General features: G+C 72.9%; 16 protein-coding genes and 1 pseudogene. 8 read left to right on the forward strand and 9 right to left on the reverse strand.

The features are described 5' to 3' along the window. Positions 1-312: 312 nt before the first annotated feature. Genes HJD23_RS34195 through HJD23_RS34210 form a run of 4 tightly spaced genes read right to left on the reverse strand, consistent with a single transcriptional unit; the run spans position 313 to position 2,523 of the window. On the reverse strand, positions 313-636 hold the full coding sequence (locus tag HJD23_RS34195) for a DUF202 domain-containing protein (RefSeq protein ID WP_171113302.1): 324 nt from the start codon (positions 634-636) through the stop codon (positions 313-315). After that, the gene (locus HJD23_RS34200; RefSeq protein ID WP_171113303.1) at positions 633-1,025 is read right to left on the reverse strand and encodes a DUF202 domain-containing protein; all 393 of its coding nucleotides are present in this window, start codon (positions 1,023-1,025) and stop codon (positions 633-635) included. Before HJD23_RS34200 ends, HJD23_RS34195 begins: the two co-directional genes overlap by 4 nt. Positions 1,026-1,062: 37 nt before the next feature. After that, positions 1,063-1,572: an NUDIX domain-containing protein gene (locus HJD23_RS34205; protein WP_171113305.1), complete on the reverse strand. Its 510-nt coding sequence runs from the start codon at positions 1,570-1,572 to the stop codon at positions 1,063-1,065. 42 nt (positions 1,573-1,614) lie between these two features. After that, positions 1,615-2,523, reverse strand: coding sequence for a DMT family transporter (locus HJD23_RS34210; protein ID WP_171113307.1), 909 nt, complete (start codon positions 2,521-2,523; stop codon positions 1,615-1,617). 351 nt (positions 2,524-2,874) lie between these two features. On the opposite strand from HJD23_RS34210, the pseudogene HJD23_RS34215 reads away from it, so the two are divergent. The 3 genes and pseudogenes from HJD23_RS34215 to HJD23_RS34225 all read left to right on the forward strand — a co-directional run. Beyond that, positions 2,875-3,816: pseudogene (locus HJD23_RS34215) on the forward strand (hypothetical protein); the annotation flags it as partial. 198 nt (positions 3,817-4,014) lie between these two features. Then, positions 4,015-4,740: a molybdopterin-dependent oxidoreductase gene (locus tag HJD23_RS34220; protein WP_171118647.1), complete on the forward strand. Its 726-nt coding sequence runs from the start codon at positions 4,015-4,017 to the stop codon at positions 4,738-4,740. Beyond that, positions 4,724-5,347: a cytochrome b/b6 domain-containing protein gene (locus tag HJD23_RS34225; RefSeq protein ID WP_171113309.1), complete on the forward strand. Its 624-nt coding sequence runs from the start codon at positions 4,724-4,726 to the stop codon at positions 5,345-5,347. The genes HJD23_RS34220 and HJD23_RS34225 overlap by 17 nt, the downstream gene beginning before the upstream one ends. A gap of 25 nt (positions 5,348-5,372) precedes the next feature. Here the strand turns inward: HJD23_RS34225 and HJD23_RS34230 are convergent, their stop codons facing one another. From HJD23_RS34230 to HJD23_RS34245, 4 genes are read right to left on the reverse strand one after another with little or no spacing between them, the layout of a single operon-like run. Beyond that, the gene (locus HJD23_RS34230; RefSeq protein ID WP_171113311.1) at positions 5,373-6,398 is read right to left on the reverse strand and encodes an L-idonate 5-dehydrogenase; all 1,026 of its coding nucleotides are present in this window, start codon (positions 6,396-6,398) and stop codon (positions 5,373-5,375) included. 17 nt (positions 6,399-6,415) lie between these two features. Continuing rightward, positions 6,416-7,177, reverse strand: coding sequence for an SDR family oxidoreductase (locus tag HJD23_RS34235; RefSeq protein ID WP_171113313.1), 762 nt, complete (start codon positions 7,175-7,177; stop codon positions 6,416-6,418). Between the two features lie 39 nt (positions 7,178-7,216). Further along, a complete protein-coding gene (locus HJD23_RS34240) occupies positions 7,217-8,614 on the reverse strand; it encodes a gluconate:H+ symporter (RefSeq protein WP_171113316.1) in 1,398 nt (465 codons plus the stop codon). 36 nt (positions 8,615-8,650) lie between these two features. After that, positions 8,651-9,178 carry a gluconokinase gene (locus HJD23_RS34245; RefSeq protein WP_171113318.1) on the reverse strand — a complete coding sequence of 176 codons (528 nt, stop codon included), beginning with the start codon at positions 9,176-9,178 and terminating at the stop codon, positions 8,651-8,653. Between the two features lie 141 nt (positions 9,179-9,319). On the opposite strand from HJD23_RS34245, the gene HJD23_RS34250 reads away from it, so the two are divergent. Continuing rightward, the gene (locus tag HJD23_RS34250) at positions 9,320-10,021 is read left to right on the forward strand and encodes a FadR/GntR family transcriptional regulator (RefSeq protein WP_171113320.1); all 702 of its coding nucleotides are present in this window, start codon (positions 9,320-9,322) and stop codon (positions 10,019-10,021) included. A 3-nt stretch (positions 10,022-10,024) separates the two neighbouring features. On the opposite strand, the gene HJD23_RS34255 is transcribed toward HJD23_RS34250, so the two are convergent. Next, positions 10,025-10,483, reverse strand: a complete 459-nt coding sequence (locus HJD23_RS34255; RefSeq protein WP_240980879.1) for a YchJ family metal-binding protein — start codon at positions 10,481-10,483, stop codon at positions 10,025-10,027. Between the two features lie 363 nt (positions 10,484-10,846). Between HJD23_RS34255 and HJD23_RS34260 the strand changes: the two genes are divergently transcribed. The 4 genes from HJD23_RS34260 to HJD23_RS34275 are packed head-to-tail and all read left to right on the forward strand — an operon-like array spanning position 10,847 to position 14,779. Further along, positions 10,847-12,715, forward strand: coding sequence for a phage tail sheath subtilisin-like domain-containing protein (locus tag HJD23_RS34260; protein WP_171113324.1), 1,869 nt, complete (start codon positions 10,847-10,849; stop codon positions 12,713-12,715). Between the two features lie 40 nt (positions 12,716-12,755). After that, on the forward strand, positions 12,756-13,280 hold the full coding sequence (locus HJD23_RS34265) for a phage tail protein (protein WP_141309194.1): 525 nt from the start codon (positions 12,756-12,758) through the stop codon (positions 13,278-13,280). A gap of 22 nt (positions 13,281-13,302) precedes the next feature. Then, on the forward strand, positions 13,303-14,025 hold the full coding sequence (locus HJD23_RS34270; protein ID WP_171113326.1) for a hypothetical protein: 723 nt from the start codon (positions 13,303-13,305) through the stop codon (positions 14,023-14,025). Further along, a complete protein-coding gene (locus HJD23_RS34275; RefSeq protein WP_171134102.1) occupies positions 14,018-14,779 on the forward strand; it encodes a hypothetical protein in 762 nt (253 codons plus the stop codon). The genes HJD23_RS34270 and HJD23_RS34275 overlap by 8 nt, the downstream gene beginning before the upstream one ends. The last annotated feature ends 42 nt before the right edge of the window (positions 14,780-14,821 follow it).

Below are 14,821 nucleotides of genomic sequence, written 5' to 3' on the forward strand. Positions count from 1 at the left end.
GCATCCGGTGCTTCGTGGCGTCCCGAGTTCCCCGGAGGGGTGGCTGGAGGGGTTCTTCGGGGGGTGGCTGGAAGGGTTCTTCGGAGGGGCGGCTGGAGGGGTTCTTCGGAGGGTGGCTGGAAGGGTTCTTCGGAGGGTGGCTGGAAGGGTTCTCCGGAGGGGCGGCTGGAGGGGTTCTTCGGAGGGTGGCTGGAAGGGTTCTTCGGAGGGTGGCTGGAAGGGTTCTCCGGAGGGGCGGCTGGAGGGGGTCTCCGGAGGGGCGGCTGAAAGGGTTCCCCGGAGGGACGGCGAGAAGAGTTCCCGGAGGGGCGCCTAGAAGATGAGCGCCGACGCGCAGACCGCCAGAGCGACCGTGCACAGGGTCGCCGTGGCGGCGGACCCGGGTGGCAGGGCCGCCGGACGGTCGGACGCCGCGAGCATGCGGATCCGGCGGTGGGCGACCAGCAGAAAGCCCAGCCATAGGACGCAGCACAGGGCACAGGCAATGATCCGGGGCGCCGAAAGGCCGCCGTGCAGGGTCGTGCGGGCCGCGAGCACCGCGGCGACCGTGGCCGAGAGGGTCGTACGCCGCCAGGCGAGGTGGGTCCGCTCCGGCTGGAGCCCGGGATCCCGCGCCCCGGCGTCGGCGGCGCTCACCCCTCCCACCCCACCAGCACCACGACGACCATCGCCACGGCCACCACCGCGACCACGAGACTCAGCAGCGCCGGGAACCGCGACACCGGCAGATCCTCGCCCCGGCGCATCGCGCGCTCGCAGCGCATCCAGTGATTGACCGCCCGCAGAGAGCACAGCACGCCCGCCCCGAGCAGCGCGAGCGCCAGCCCGACCCGCCAGCCCCACCTCAGGTCCGGCAGGAACTGGTCCACCGCGAACCCGCCGCCGATCAGCGCGAGCGCGGTGCGCAGCCAGGCCAGAAACGTGCGCTCGTTCGCCAGCGAGAACCGGTAGTCCGGCGTGTCGCCCTCCTCCCGGATCCGCTGGGGCCCGAACCACAGCCGGACGTTTCGCACGAGTTCGCTCACATGCACGACCCTATCGGGACCGGCGCGCCGGGCACGGTCAGTGCCGGAACGCCTCCAGCCGGTGGTACGCCGCCAGCCCGTCCGGCACCCACTCCCACTCGCCGAGCCGCCGCCGTACCTCCTCCTCCGGCAGGAAGTCGTGCCAGGCGACCTCCTCGGGCTGCGGGCGGACCGGAAGCGCGCAGCGGACCTCGTACACCGCGGACCACCAGCTGTGCCCGGCGCCGTTGTCGTACAGGAACTTGAACAGATACGAGGGGCGGGGCAGGCCGCTGACGCCGAGTTCCTCCTCGGCCTCGCGCAGGGCCGCGTCGTCGTAGGACTCGCCCGCGCCGACGACGCCGCCGACGAACATGTCGTACAGGGAGGGGAAGACCAGTTTGGTGGGCGTGCGGCGGTGCACGAAGACGTGCCCGTCGGCGTCCCGGGCCTGGATGAACACGCACCGGTGGCGCAGGCCGCGCGCGTACACCTCGCCGCGCGGAAGCCGGCCGATGACCTGGTCGTGCTCGTCGACGATGTCGAGGATCTCGTCAGCAGCGCTCATGGGGCCATCCAAGCAGCCCGCGTGAGCGGCGGCCCCGGTGGATCAGCGGGTCGCAGCGCCCTGCAGGGCGGGCACCGGCACGACGGCCGGGATCACCGTGCCGCGCGGCATCGCCGGGTGCATACCGAGGGCGACGATGCCCGCCACGACGGCCGCCAGCCCCGCCGCCTGCCAGACCAGCGCGCCGGTGTCCGTGTGCAGCCGGTCGCCGAGGAAGCCGACCCCGCAGATGATGCCGGCCAGCGGCTGGGCGGCGGTGAGGGCCGGCAGGGACTTGCGCAGGGGCGCGGTCTCGAACGCGCTCTGCACCAGGATCAGCCCGGTCACGCCGATCAGCAGCACGGCGTACGGCTGCCAGGAGGTGAGCAGCCCGCTCATGCCGCTCGCGGCGAAGCGGTCGCCGCTGAGCCGGGTCAGCGCGTCCTGCACGCCGTACAGCAGACCGGCGGCCAGCGCCAGCAGCACCGGGCCCGAACTCAGCCGGGTGCGCTTGGCGCGCATGGTCAGCAGCAGCGCCAGCCCCACCATCGCGCCGATGATCAGCCACAGCCGCAGCGGATCCGCGGCTGCGGCGCCACCGCGCGGCTCGCCGGCCACGATGAACGCGGTCACGCCGCCCGCGAGCAGCACGAGGCCCGCCCAGCCCTGGCGGCCCAGCGACTGCCGGGTCCGGCGGCGGGACAGGGCGAGGGCGAAGAGCAGGTTGGTCGCGAGCAGGGGCTCCACCAGGCAGAGCTGCCCCTGGCCGAGCGCGGCCGCGCCGAGGGCCATACCGGCCACCATCAGCGCGATGCCGCCGAGCCAGCTCGGCACCTTCATGAGGTCCAGCAGCAGCCGGGGGGAGAGGAAGTCGCCGCGCGGCGCCTGCTGGGCCGCGCTCTGCTGGAGGACGAAGCCGAAGCCCAGGCAGCAGGCGGCGCTCACGGCGAGAACCAGAACCAGGACCGACAAGCCGACTACCTCAATGATCATCATGGGGGGTATGGGGGACCGCGTGGGGAGCGGTGCGGGGACCGCTTCAACGCGGTCGCGTCCGGTCACGGCGGCCGGGGCGGGGAGCCGGGGCGGTGGCGTGACGTTCCCGCCATGGTCAGGGGCCCGATGCGGTGGCGCTATGGCGTACGTCACATTCCGCCCTGGTGGTGGATGGCTCCCGCGGGTCGGGTTCGAGTCAACTCACCTCCCGCTGAACGAGGTTGACGCGAGTCGAAGCGTGCAAAAGCTTGACGATAGGCCCTGGCTATGGGTTTGCTGTCCGGAATCAGCCGACGACCAGCACCGTTGCCCGAGGAAAGTCCCGCGTTGTCCTTACCCCCGCCACCCTCCGGCCGTGCACGCAGGCCCACGGACGTGGCCTTCGACGCGGCTCTCGACGACGCCGAGCTGGGCGTCGCACGCTCCGCACTGGCGCAGGGGCGGTGGCAGGCCGCCCGTGCCCTGCTCGCCCGTACCGGCGACGACTGGGACCGGCGCGGACACCGGATCGCGGTCCTGGCGCTCGAACCGTACAGCGCGGCCGGGGCCGGCGAGTGGCTGATCGCCGAGCCGGACTCGGCCGACGCCGCCGCGCTGCTCGCCCTGGCGCGGGTACGGCGCGCCCAGCGCGGCGAGGACCAGCCGGCCCGCGCCCGCGAGGCCTGCCACCGCGCCGCCGCGCTCGCGCCCGCCGACCCGACACCCTGGCTCGGCCTGCTCATGCTGGAGCGTGCGCTGGGCGGCCAGCGCGAGGTGGTGCGGATCTTCGAGGAGGTCCGGGCGCGGTACGCCGACCACCACCACGCCCACCATCTGATGGTCGCCCGGCTCGCCGAGCGCCGCGCCGCCGCAGGGCCGGACCCGCTGCACGAGGTGTACGACTTCGCCCACTGGGCCGCCGAGCAGGCGCCCGCCGACTCCCCGCTCGCCGTCCTGCCGGTCGTCGCGCACGCCGAGCGGTACCGCGTGCTCGCCGCCGCCGGGTTCGAACCCGGCGACCCGGCCGCCTCGGCGCACTGGAGCGGACGCCTGGTCCGGCAGGCGCTGGGGGCCGCCTTCGACTGGTGGCTGGAATGGGAGCAGGACGGCCACCCCCGACGCCTCGTCGACCTCAACTACCTCGCGCACGCCACGTGCTGCGAGGGGCGCGGCGCGGAGGCCGCCGCGCTCTTCCAGCGGATCGGCGAGCATGCGACGCCGGAGCCGTGGTCGTACCCGGACCGGGACCCGCGCGCCGCGTTCCGGGAGGCCTGCGACCGGGCGTTCGGGGTGGGCCGGCGCGACGCGGGACGGGAGCCGTGGTCACGGAACGGGCGGGGGCCGTGGCGCCGGAACGGGCGGGGGCCGTGGCGCCGGAAGGGGACCGGAGTCGTGGCGCCGGAAGGGGACCGGAGCCGTGGTTACGGAATCCTGACGGCCACCCCCGATCACTGGTCCCACCGCCTCCACCGGTGCTCGAATGGGCGTGTGAACTCCGGACAACCCGAACAGGAGGGCCGGCCGATCGGCCGCCGGGTCCTGCTCGGCACCCTCGGCCTGGGCGCCCTCGGCGTGGTCGCCGCGCCCACCCTGCAACGCGGACTGGAGTCCTTCCTCGGCAGCGCCGCCGACAAGGACCCCACGGGCCTGACCGGCCTGCTCCCGAACGGCGGCGGCTTCCGCTACTACTCCGTCGCCGCCTCCGTCCCGAAGAAGAACGCCACCACCTACCGCCTCAGCGTCGACGGCCTGGTCGACCGGCCGCGCACCTACACGCTGCCCGAACTGCGCGCCCTGCCGCAGACCCGCCTGGTCCGGGACGTCCAGTGCGTCACCGGCTGGCGGGTCCCCGACACCCCCTTCGAGGGCGTACGGCTGTCGGCGCTGCTGGACGCGGCCGGGGTGCGCCCCACCGCGAAGGCGATCCGCTTCACCTGCTTCGACGGCACCTACTCCGAGAGCCTCACCCTCGACCAGGCCCGCCGCGCCGATGTCCTGGTGGCCCTGCGCATGCGGGACGAGGACCTCAGCCACGCCCACGGCGGCCCCGTCCGCCTCTATGTGGCGCCGATGTACTTCTACAAGTCCGCGAAGTGGCTCTCCGGCATCACCGTCACCGAGGACGTGGAGCCGGGCTACTGGGAGAAGCGCGGCTACGACATCGACGCCTGGGTCGGCCGCTCGAACGGACGGGACGATGAGCCCACGAGCTGACGCGCCCGCCCGGGCCGCCCACGTCCACCGGTTCAGCCGGGCCGAACGGTGGGTGCACCGCACCTCCGCCGCCCTGATGGGCGTGTGCGTCCTGACGGCGGCCTGCCTGTACGTCCCCGAACTCGCCCAGCGCGTCGGCCGCCGCGCCCTCGTCGTCACCGTCCACCAGTGGGCGGGGCTCGCCCTGCCGGTGCCGGTCCTGCTGGGCCTCGTCTCCCGCGCCCTGCGGGCCGACCTGCGGCTGCTGAACCGCTTCGGCCCGCACGACCGCCTCTGGCTGCGTGCCGCCCTGCGCCGGGACGAGCGGCACTCGGCCCGTCCGGCGGGGAAGTTCAATGCCGGGCAGAAGATCTACGCGGCCTGGATCGCCGGAGCCACGCTGGTGATGCTCGGCACGGGCCTGATCATGTGGTTCACCCACCTCACCCCGCTGGTGTGGCGGACCAGCGCGACCTTCGTGCACGACTGGCTGGCCCTCACCATGGGCATCGTCCTCGCCGGCCACATCGGCATGGCGCTGGCGGACCCGGAGGCGCGGCGGGGGATGCGCACGGGGGAGGTCAGCCGGGAGTGGGCGGACCGGGAGCACTCCCTGTGGCGCCACTGACGGGTTGAGGGGAGGCAAGGGGAGGCTAAGGGGCGAAATCCAGCAGCACCTTGCAGGACCGCCCCCGGTCCGCCGCCAGCGCGAACGCCGACTCCGCATCCCGTACCGGCACCACCGCGCTGATCAGCCCGCCGAAGGAGGGCTCCGCCGCCAGCAGGGCCAGCGCGGCGTCGAACTCGGCGTCGAAGCGGAACGCGCCCCGCAGCTCGATCTCCCGGCTCACCACCAGGTTCCCCGCGAACGGCGTCCGCCCCGGCGGCAGCATGCCCAGCTGGACCACGACCCCGCCGCGCCGCACGAGCCGCAGACAGGCGTCCAGCCCGGCGGCCACGCCCGACGCCTCGATGGCCACGTCGGCCTCGGCCGGCCACCCGGGATCGGCCGGGTCGTCCGCCCGTACGACCGTGCCGGCGCCGGCGGTGCGCGCGTACGCCAGTGCCGTGGGCAGCAGGTCGGTCACCGTGACGTGCGCCGCTCCGGCCGCCCGGGCGGCGGCGACCACCAGGCAGCCGATGGGCCCGGCGCCGGTGACCAGGACATGCTTTCCCGCCACGTCCCCGGCCCGGCGCACGGCGTGCAGGGCGACGGACAGCGGCTCGGCGAGGGCGGCGCGGCGCAGGTCCAGCCCGGGCGGCAGGGGCCTCAGCTGCTCCGCCGGGACCGCGATGCGGGCGGCGAATCCGCCCTGGACGTGCGGTGTGCGGGCGGCGCTGCCGAGGTAGCGGGTGTCCCGGCAGATGTTCCGGCGGCCGCCCAGGCATTCCGGGCACGTCCCGCACGGAGTGGCCGGGTGCACCGCGACCGCCGTACCGACCACGGGGCCCGAGGCCCCGTCACCGCACGAGACGACCGTCCCGACCACCTCGTGCCCCAGCACCATCGGCTCCTTGAGGCGGAAGTCGCCGACCCCGCCGTGCCGCCAGTAGTGCAGATCGGACCCGCACACACCTCCGTAGCGGACGGCGACCAGAGCCTGGCCGGGACCGGGGGCGGGCTCGGGGAGGTCGTCGACCCGGAGGTCGCCCGCACCGTGGATCACACAACCCAGCATCACAGTCTCCCGAAGGGTCACAGCACGCTTGTCATGCCGCCGTCCACATACAGCACCTGTCCGCCGACGAAGTCGGCCGCCGGTGAGGCGAGGAACAGCACCCCGCCGACCAGGTCCTCCGTACGGCCCCAGCGCCCGGCCGGGGTGCGTCGGCGGACCCAGGCGCTGAACTCCTCGTCCTCGACGAGGGGGCGGGTCAGTTCGGTCTCGATGTAGCCGGGGCCGAGGCCGTTGACCTGCACGCCGTGCGGGCCCCAGTCGGCGCACATGCCCTTGGTGAGCATCTTCAGGGCGCCCTTGGTGGCGGTGTAGGGCGCGATGCCGGGGCGGGCCACCTCGCTCTGCAACGAGCAGATGTTGATGATCTTGCCGTGGCCGCGTTCCGTCATCCGTCGGGCCGCCTCCCGGCCGACCAGGAACGCGCTGGTGAGGTTGGTGTCCAGGATGCGGTGCCAGTCCGCGTCCGTGAAGTCGAGGAGCGGCGCGCGCAGTTGCATGCCCGCGTTGTTGACCAGGATGTCGAGCGGGCCCACCCGCTCCTCGACCTCGGCGATCCCGGCGGCCACCGACGGGCCGTCCGTCACGTCGAACACGGCCGTGTGGACGTCGCCGGGAAGTTCGGACGCGGCCTTGGCCAGCCGGTCCGCGTCCCGGCCGTTCAGGACGACCGTGCAGCCGGCCTGAAGCAGCCCGCGGGCCAGCGCGAGTCCGATGCCCCGGCTGGAGCCGGTGACCAGCGCGATCCGGCCGCCGATGTCGAAGAGAGGGTGAGCCGTCATCGTCGTAACTCCACGGGACCTGTATGAACTCCACGGGACCTATATGAAGAGGGACAACAGGAGGACGATCGCGCCCGCGACCACCGAGATGATCGTCTCCATCACGGACCAGGTCTTGATCGTCTGGCCGACGGACAGCCCGAAGTACTCCTTCACCAGCCAGAAACCGGCGTCGTTGACATGGCTGAAGAAGAGCGAACCGGCGCCGATGGCCAGCACCAGCAGGGCGGTCTCGCCGGTCGACATGCCGACCGCGAGGGGCGCGACCAGACCGGCCGCCGAGACGGTCGCCACGGTCGCCGAACCGGTCGCCAGCCGGATCGCCACCGCGATCAGCCAGGCCAGCAGCAGAGCCGGGATCGACCAGTCCTTGGAGACGTCCAGGACCATCTGGCCCACTCCGGTGTCGATCAGCGTCTGCTTGAAGCCGCCACCCGCGCCGACGATCAGCAGGATGCCCGCGATGGGCGCGAGCCCCTTCTCCACCAGCCCGGAGACGCGCTCCTTGCTGAACCCGGCGGGGCGCAGCAGCGTGAAGATGCCCAGGAGCACGGCGGCGAGCAGGGCGATCAGCGGGGAGCCGATGACGTCGAAGACGCGCTGAACGGTGTTCTCCGGGTCGTCGATGACGATGTCGACCAGCGCCTTGGACAGCATCAGGATGACCGGCAGCATGATGGTGAGCAGCGTGGCGCCGAACCCGGGGCGCCTCTGAAGCTCCTCGGAGTTCCGCTGCGGGATCATCCGCTCCGGGGCCGGGACGTCCACCCAGCGGGCCGCGTACTTGGCGAACAGCGGACCGGCGATGATCACCGTCGGGATGGCGACCAGCACGCCGAGCGCCAGCGTCACCCCGAGGTCGGCCTGGACCGCGTCGATCGCCACCAGCGGGCCGGGGTGCGGCGGGACCAGGCCGTGCATCACGGACAGGCCCGCGAGCGCGGGGATGCCGATCCGCATCAGGGAGTAGTTGCCGCGCTTGGCGACCATCAGCACGACCGGGATCAGCAGCACGACGCCGACCTCGAAGAACAGCGGCAGACCGATCACCGAGGCGATGAGCACCATCGCCCACGGCATCGAGCGCCCCCTCGCCTTGACGAGGATGGTGTCGACGACCTGGTCGGCGCCGCCGGAGTCGGCGAGCATCTTGCCGAGGATCGCGCCCAGCGCGATGAGCACGCCGACGCCGGCGACCGTGGAGCCGAGTCCGGCGGTGAAGCTGGTGATGACCTTGTCGAGGGGTGCCCCGGCGAAGGCTCCCAGCGCCAGCGACCCGATGGTCAGCGCCAGGAAGGCGTGCAGCTTGAACTTGGTGATGAGCAGCACGATGACGGCGATGCCCGCCAGTACCGCGATGCCCAGTTGAGCGTGTCCCGCCGAGGTGATCGGCTCGACGGGGTCCGCCGCCAGCATCTCGACGCTGAGTCTGGTCACGGGGGTTCCCTTGCAGATACGGGGATGGGGGAGGGGTTACGGCGCCGAGGGCGACGTGGAGTCGAGGGCGTCCAGCGCGGCCACCGCGCGCGCGGTGATCTCCTCGGGGGTGCCGGCGACGTCGACCGCGACGCCGGTCTCGTCCGCCTGGAGCGGCTGCAGCGTGGCGAACTGCGAGTCCAGCAGCGCGGTCGGCATGAAGTGGCCCTGCCGGTGCGCCATCCGGTCCTCGATCAGCTCCCGGTCGCCCGTGAGGTGCACGAACACGATCCCGGGGGCGGCGGCCCTGAGCCGGTCGCGGTACGACCGCTTCAGCGCCGAGCTGCTGACCACCCCGCCCAGCCCGGTCCGCCCGTGCGCCCAGGCGCCGATGGCGTCCAGCCACGGCCACCGGTCCGCGTCGTCGAGCGGGATCCCGGCCGACATCTTGGCGATGTTGGCCTGCGGGTGGAAGTCGTCGCCCTCGGCGTAGGGGACGCCGAGCCGGGCGGCGAGCAGCGGACCGATCGTGGTCTTGCCCGTGCCCGCGACGCCCATCACCACGACGACGTGGGGGGTACGCATGACTGCCTCGCTGTCTTCCTCGACATACGACGTCGCTTCCGACGTCGGCCAAATGAAACCTTTTAGGTACGACGAATTCAAGACCCTGTGACGAATAAGTCTGACTTTATGGCCCAGTGATCCGCCCCGTACGCTGTGTGCATGAGCACGATGGGCCGCGGGCTGCACGGCCGTGTACTGGACACCCTCGGCCCCGAGATCACAGCGGGTGAGTACCCTCCGGGCAGCGTGCTGCGCACGGACGAACTGGCGCAGCGTTTCGACGTGTCGCGCTCGGTGATGCGCGAGGCGGTGCGGGTGCTGGAGTCGATGCACCTGGTCGAGTCCCGCCGCCGGGTGGGCGTCACGGTCCGCGCCAGGTCCGAGTGGAATGTCTACGACCCTCAGGTCATCCGCTGGCGGCTGGCCGGCGCCGACCGCCCGCGGCAGCTTCGCTCACTGACGGTGCTGCGCTCGGCCGTCGAGCCGGTCGCCGCGGGGCTCGCCGCGAAGAACGCCACGGCCGAGCAGTGCGCCGAACTCACCGAGTGCGCCCTGGGCATGGTCGCCAACTCCCGCGGACACCAGCTGGAGGGCTACCTCTTCCACGACGTGGCGTTCCACCGGGTGATCCTCAACGCCTCCGGCAACGAGATGTTCGCCCGCCTCGGTGACGTCGTCGCCGAGGTCCTCGCGGGCCGCACCCATCACGACGTCATGTTCGAGGACCCCGACCCGGCCGCCGTCACCCTGCACGTCCAGGTCGCGGAGGCCGTACGCGAGCGCGACGCGGAGCGCGCGGAACGGCTGACCCGGGAGATCACGATCGGCGCGCTGCAGGAACTGGACATCCTGGCGCCCTAGGCCCTACGCCAGGAACTCCCCGTCGACATACACCCACGCCCCGTCGACCCGCTCGAACCGGCTGCGCTCGTGCAGCGCACCGCCCTTGAAGGACGCCCGGAACGTCACGGTCCCCGTGCTGTGGAACGCCGACCCCTCGGTCGTGCCGAGAATCTCCAGTCCCGTCCAGCGCATCCCCGGGTCCAGGTCCAGGCGCGCCGGGCGCGTGCGCGGATGCCAGGTGCGCAGCAGGTACCCCTCGTCGCGCCGGACGAAAGCGCTGTAGCGCGAGCGCATCAGCGCCTCGGCGGTCGGTGCGGCGGCGGTACCCGTGGGGGTCCCCCCGGTCGAGCTTGTTCGAGACTGGGGGAGGAATCGGCCACAGCACATGTCGTATGTCTCCGCAAGACCGCACGGGCATGCCGGGTTGTGCGCCGGGGCGGATGTGCGTGGGTGGCGGGATCCGCCGGTGCGTCGGGACATGCGCTCCATTCTGCTGCACCACGGCCTGTGTGGGTTCTGTGCATCACCTGTCCCGACACGCGCACATCGTGTGCGAGTCGTGTTCGCCGCCCTTCATGGAAACTCCTTCGCGCCTGGCGTGAACACGCCTTGCTCGTGCAACTCCGCACTCCCCAAGGTGGATTGAGCACTTGAGCATCAGGAGTCGCAAGCGTGCGCTTGGCCCGGGTGACCGACCGCCCGGGGTGCCGACGGGGGAACTGCTGCGGTGCGCCTGACCACCACCGCCCATGTGGGTGGCGTCTGCGCGCACCGGCCCGGAAAGTCTTCCTCTGTCATCTCTTGGTGCCTTCGTCCGGTGCCCGAGAAGGGATTGGAGGGGGAATGCCGACGAACGCAGTAGGGCCCGCCCGGCCGACGTATCCCGGTGTCTACGTCGAAGAGCTTCCCAGCAGCAGCCGCACCATCTCCGCCGTGACCACGTCGGTGACCGCGTTCGTCGGTCACACCCGGCGCGGTCCCCTCAACGAACCGGTGCGGGTCACCGGCTTCGCCGAGTTCGAGCGCCGCTTCGGCGGACTCGGCTCGCAGAGCGCCGTCGCCTACGCGGTGCACCAGTTCTTCGCGGGCGGCGGCGGCGGCGTCGCCGTGATCGTCCGGGTCGCCAAGGCCGGCAGCGGCAAGGCCGCCTGCGTCGTCCTGGAGTCCACCGAGGGCCACAGCGAGAGCCGCGTCCTCGAGGTCCACGCCAAGGAACCCGGCGTCTGGGGCAACGGACTGCGGGTCGCCGTCGACTACGACACCCCGCACCCCGACGAGACCTTCAACCTGCGGGTGTACGACGCCAAGGGCGACGCCCGCGAGTCCTTCACCGGCCTGTCCATGGACTCCGGTCACGGCCGCTACGCGCCGACCGTGATCAACGCCGGGTCGCGGCTCATCCGTGTCGAGGCCGTCGGTGAGGGCCGCCCGGACCCGTCCGGCACCGTCTCCAAGCCGTTCGGCGACGAGCTGCCGAACCTGGAGGTCGACCTCACCGTCAAGATCGGCGACGTGGAGCGCGAGTTCCGGCTCTACGACCCCGACTGCGACGGCGAGGCCCCGTGCTCCGTGGCCGAGCTGGCGCTGCTGCTGGAGCGCAAGCTGCGCGCGCTGCCTGACGCGCCCGGCAAGCACGCCTTCGCGGGCGCCGAGGTCACCCCCCTCGGCCGGCGCATCCAGGTCGTCGCCGGTTCCACCGACCCGGAGGACGTCGTCCGCTTCCTCGGCGAGTGCGCCAACGACCTCGGCCTGGAGGCCTCCGTCAACCCGCCGGTGTTCCCGCTGGAGGGCGGCGAGGACGGCGCGGCGCCCGGCCCGCGCGACCTCATCGGCTCCGAGGCCGACAAGACCGGCATCCAGGCCCTGCGCGGTGTGGCCGACGTCAACCTGCTGTCGCTGCCGGAGCTGGCGTCGTACGAGAAGACCGAGGACATGCTCACCGTCGTCTCGGCCGCGCAGCGGCTGTGCGAGGAGCGGCGGATCTTCCTCCTCGTCGACGCGCCGAGCACCTGGGTGAGCGTGGACACGGCCCGGGCCGGCGTCGCCGCGTTCGACGCCGTGCGCGGCAACCACGCCGGTCTGTACTTCCCGCACATCCAGCTCACCGACCCGCTCACCGGGCGGCTGCGCGCCTTCCCGCCGTCCGGCGCGATCGCCGGCGTCATCGCGCGCACCGACTCCGAGCGCGGCGTGTGGAAGGCCCCGGCCGGCACCGAGGCACGGCTCGTGGGCGTGCATTCGCTCACCGTCGACCTGACCGACCGCGAGACCGGGTTGCTCAACCCGCTCGGCGTCAACTGCCTGCGCACCTTCCCGCTCACCGGCCCGCTGGTGTGGGGCGCGCGCACGCTGCAGGGCTCGGACGCCCTCGACAGCGAGTGGAAGTACGTGCCGGTGCGGCGGCTCGCGCTGCACGTGGAGGAGAGCCTGCAACGCGGGCTGCAGTGGGTGGTGTTCGAGCCCAACGACGAGTCGCTGTGGCAGCAGATCCGGCTCAGCGCCTCCTCGTATCTGCACACCCTCTTCCGCCAGGGCGCCTTCAAGGGCAGCACCCCGCGCGAGGCCTACTTCGTCAAGTGCGACCACGAGACCACCACCGCCGAGGACATCGCAGGCGGTGTCGTCAACGTCCTGGTGGGCATCGCGCCGGTCCGGCCGGCCGAGTTCGTGATCGTCAGGATCCAGCAGACGTCCGGGCAGTTCGCGCTCTAGCCGCGGCCCCGGGAATACCGAATACCGAGGACATTCTCCGATGGCTGAGTTCACGGTCAACGCCCATCGTTTCGACCCGTACAAGAACTTCAAGTTCCTGGTCCTGTGGGACGGCCGTACGGTCGCGGGCATCAGCAAGATCAGTCCGCTGAAGCGGACCACCGAGGTCGTCAAGCACCGGCACGGCGGCGACCCCTCCTCCCCGCGCAAGTCGCCGGGCCGCTCCGAGTTCGAGGGCATCACCCTGGAGCGCGGCGTCACCCACGACCCCGAGTTCGACCGCTGGGCCAACAAGGTCTGGCAGGTCGGCGCCGGCCTCGGCTCCGAGGTGTCCCTCGCGGACTTCCGCAAGGACATCGTCATCCAGGTCCTCAACGAGGCCGGCCAGGTTGCCGTCTCGCACAAGCTGTACCGGACCTGGCCCAGCGAGTACCAGGTGCTCGGCGAGCTGGACGCCAACGCCAACGCGGTGGCCATCCAGTCGCTGAAGCTGGAGTGCGAGGGCTGGGAGCGGGACTACGAGGTGCCCGAGCCGACCGAGCCCTCGTTCCTGAACCCGGCCTGAGCCGGCGGACAGGGGGGACCTGATGGCTGGGGCGGCCGAACTGCTGGCCACCTGGGAGGCGGGACTCGCCGAGGCACCCGCCGGGCGCGCCCTGCTGCTGCACCGCACCGCGCGCCCGGACCTCGACGCCCGGGCGCTGCCCGCCCTCCCGGTGGGCGAGCGCGAGGCGGACCTGTTCGCGCTGCGCCGGGCCCTGTTCGGCGAGCGCATGCAGATACGGCTGGACTGCGCCGCGTGCGGCGCGGACATGGAGTTCGACCTGGACGCCGGGGAGTTCGCCCGGACGGTCGGGGCGCGCGGGGAGTCCGTCGTCCGGGTCGCGCACGACGGCTGGGAGGTCGAGTTCCGGCTCCCCGGTGTCGCCGACCTCACCGCGGCGGCCCGCTCCGCGGACCCGCGCGGGGCGCTGCTCGCGCGGTGCCTGGTCTCGGCGGCCCACGACGGGACGGCGGTCACCGCGGAAGCCCTGCCCGGGCCCGTGCAGCGCCGGATCGCCGAGGCGGTCGAGGCCGCCGACCCGGGGACCGACGTGACGCTCAACGTGGCCTGCCCCGAGTGCGGACGGGCCACCCGCGCGGAGCTGGACATCGCCTCGTACCTGTGGACCGAACTGGACTCCTGGGCACGGGATCTGCTCCTCGACGTCCATCTGCTCGCCACCGCCTACGGCTGGAGCGAGCCGGAGATCCTGGCGCTCAGCCCGCTGCGGCGCCGCTACTACCTGGAGATGTGCGCCGATGTCTGACCCCACGTCCGGCTCCGCCCCGCCCGGCTCCGAGGCGACCGACTTCCTCGACCGGCTGATCGCCCGGCACGCCCCGGCCGCCGCCGGTCCGCGTCCGGGTGTGGTCCGGGTACGGCCCCGGCTGCCGGGCCCGTTCGAACGCGTGGAGGCCGTACGGGCCCGGGCGCGGGACACCGACGAGGACACGGACCTGCTGTGGCCCACCTCGACGCCGTCCACCGAGCCGCGCCGGGACGTCCCGCGTCCCGCTCCGGCCGCCGAGACGGCACGGCCGCATCCGGAACGGGAGCGGACCGTCGTCCACACCGAGCGACTCCTCGGTGAACCGGCGCCGCAGGCGGTGCGGCCCGCCGTGGCCGAGCTGCCGCCGCTGCGGCCCGTGGCGCCGCCGGCCACCGGGCCACGGCCGGTGCCGGACCAGGGGCGGCGCGTGTCGGGGCGACCGGAGCAGAGCGCCCACCCGAACGCGGCGTCCGCACCCATCCCCCCGGGGGCGGACGCCGCCCTCCCCGCGGCGCCGGCCGCCGCGCGGCCCCGGCCCGCGGACACGGCGGCGGCCCGGGAGGCCGTACGGCAGGCCGCGGCCCGGCGGTCGGGGCGGGCGCCCGAGCAGGTGGTGCAGGTGCAGATCGGGCGGCTGGAAGTGACGGCGTCATCGGGGCCGTCCGACGGCGACCGGCAGCGCACGCCCGCGGCCCGGCGGCCGGGGGCGGCGGTCAGCCTCGCCGAGTACCTGGCTCGGGGGCGCGAATGAGCGGCACAGCGAGCACGCGGACGACGCGGACGACGCGGACGA

It is taken from the genome of Streptomyces sp. Z423-1 (genome assembly GCF_013009255.1).
Taxonomy (GTDB): domain Bacteria; phylum Actinomycetota; class Actinomycetes; order Streptomycetales; family Streptomycetaceae; genus Streptomyces; species Streptomyces gossypiisoli.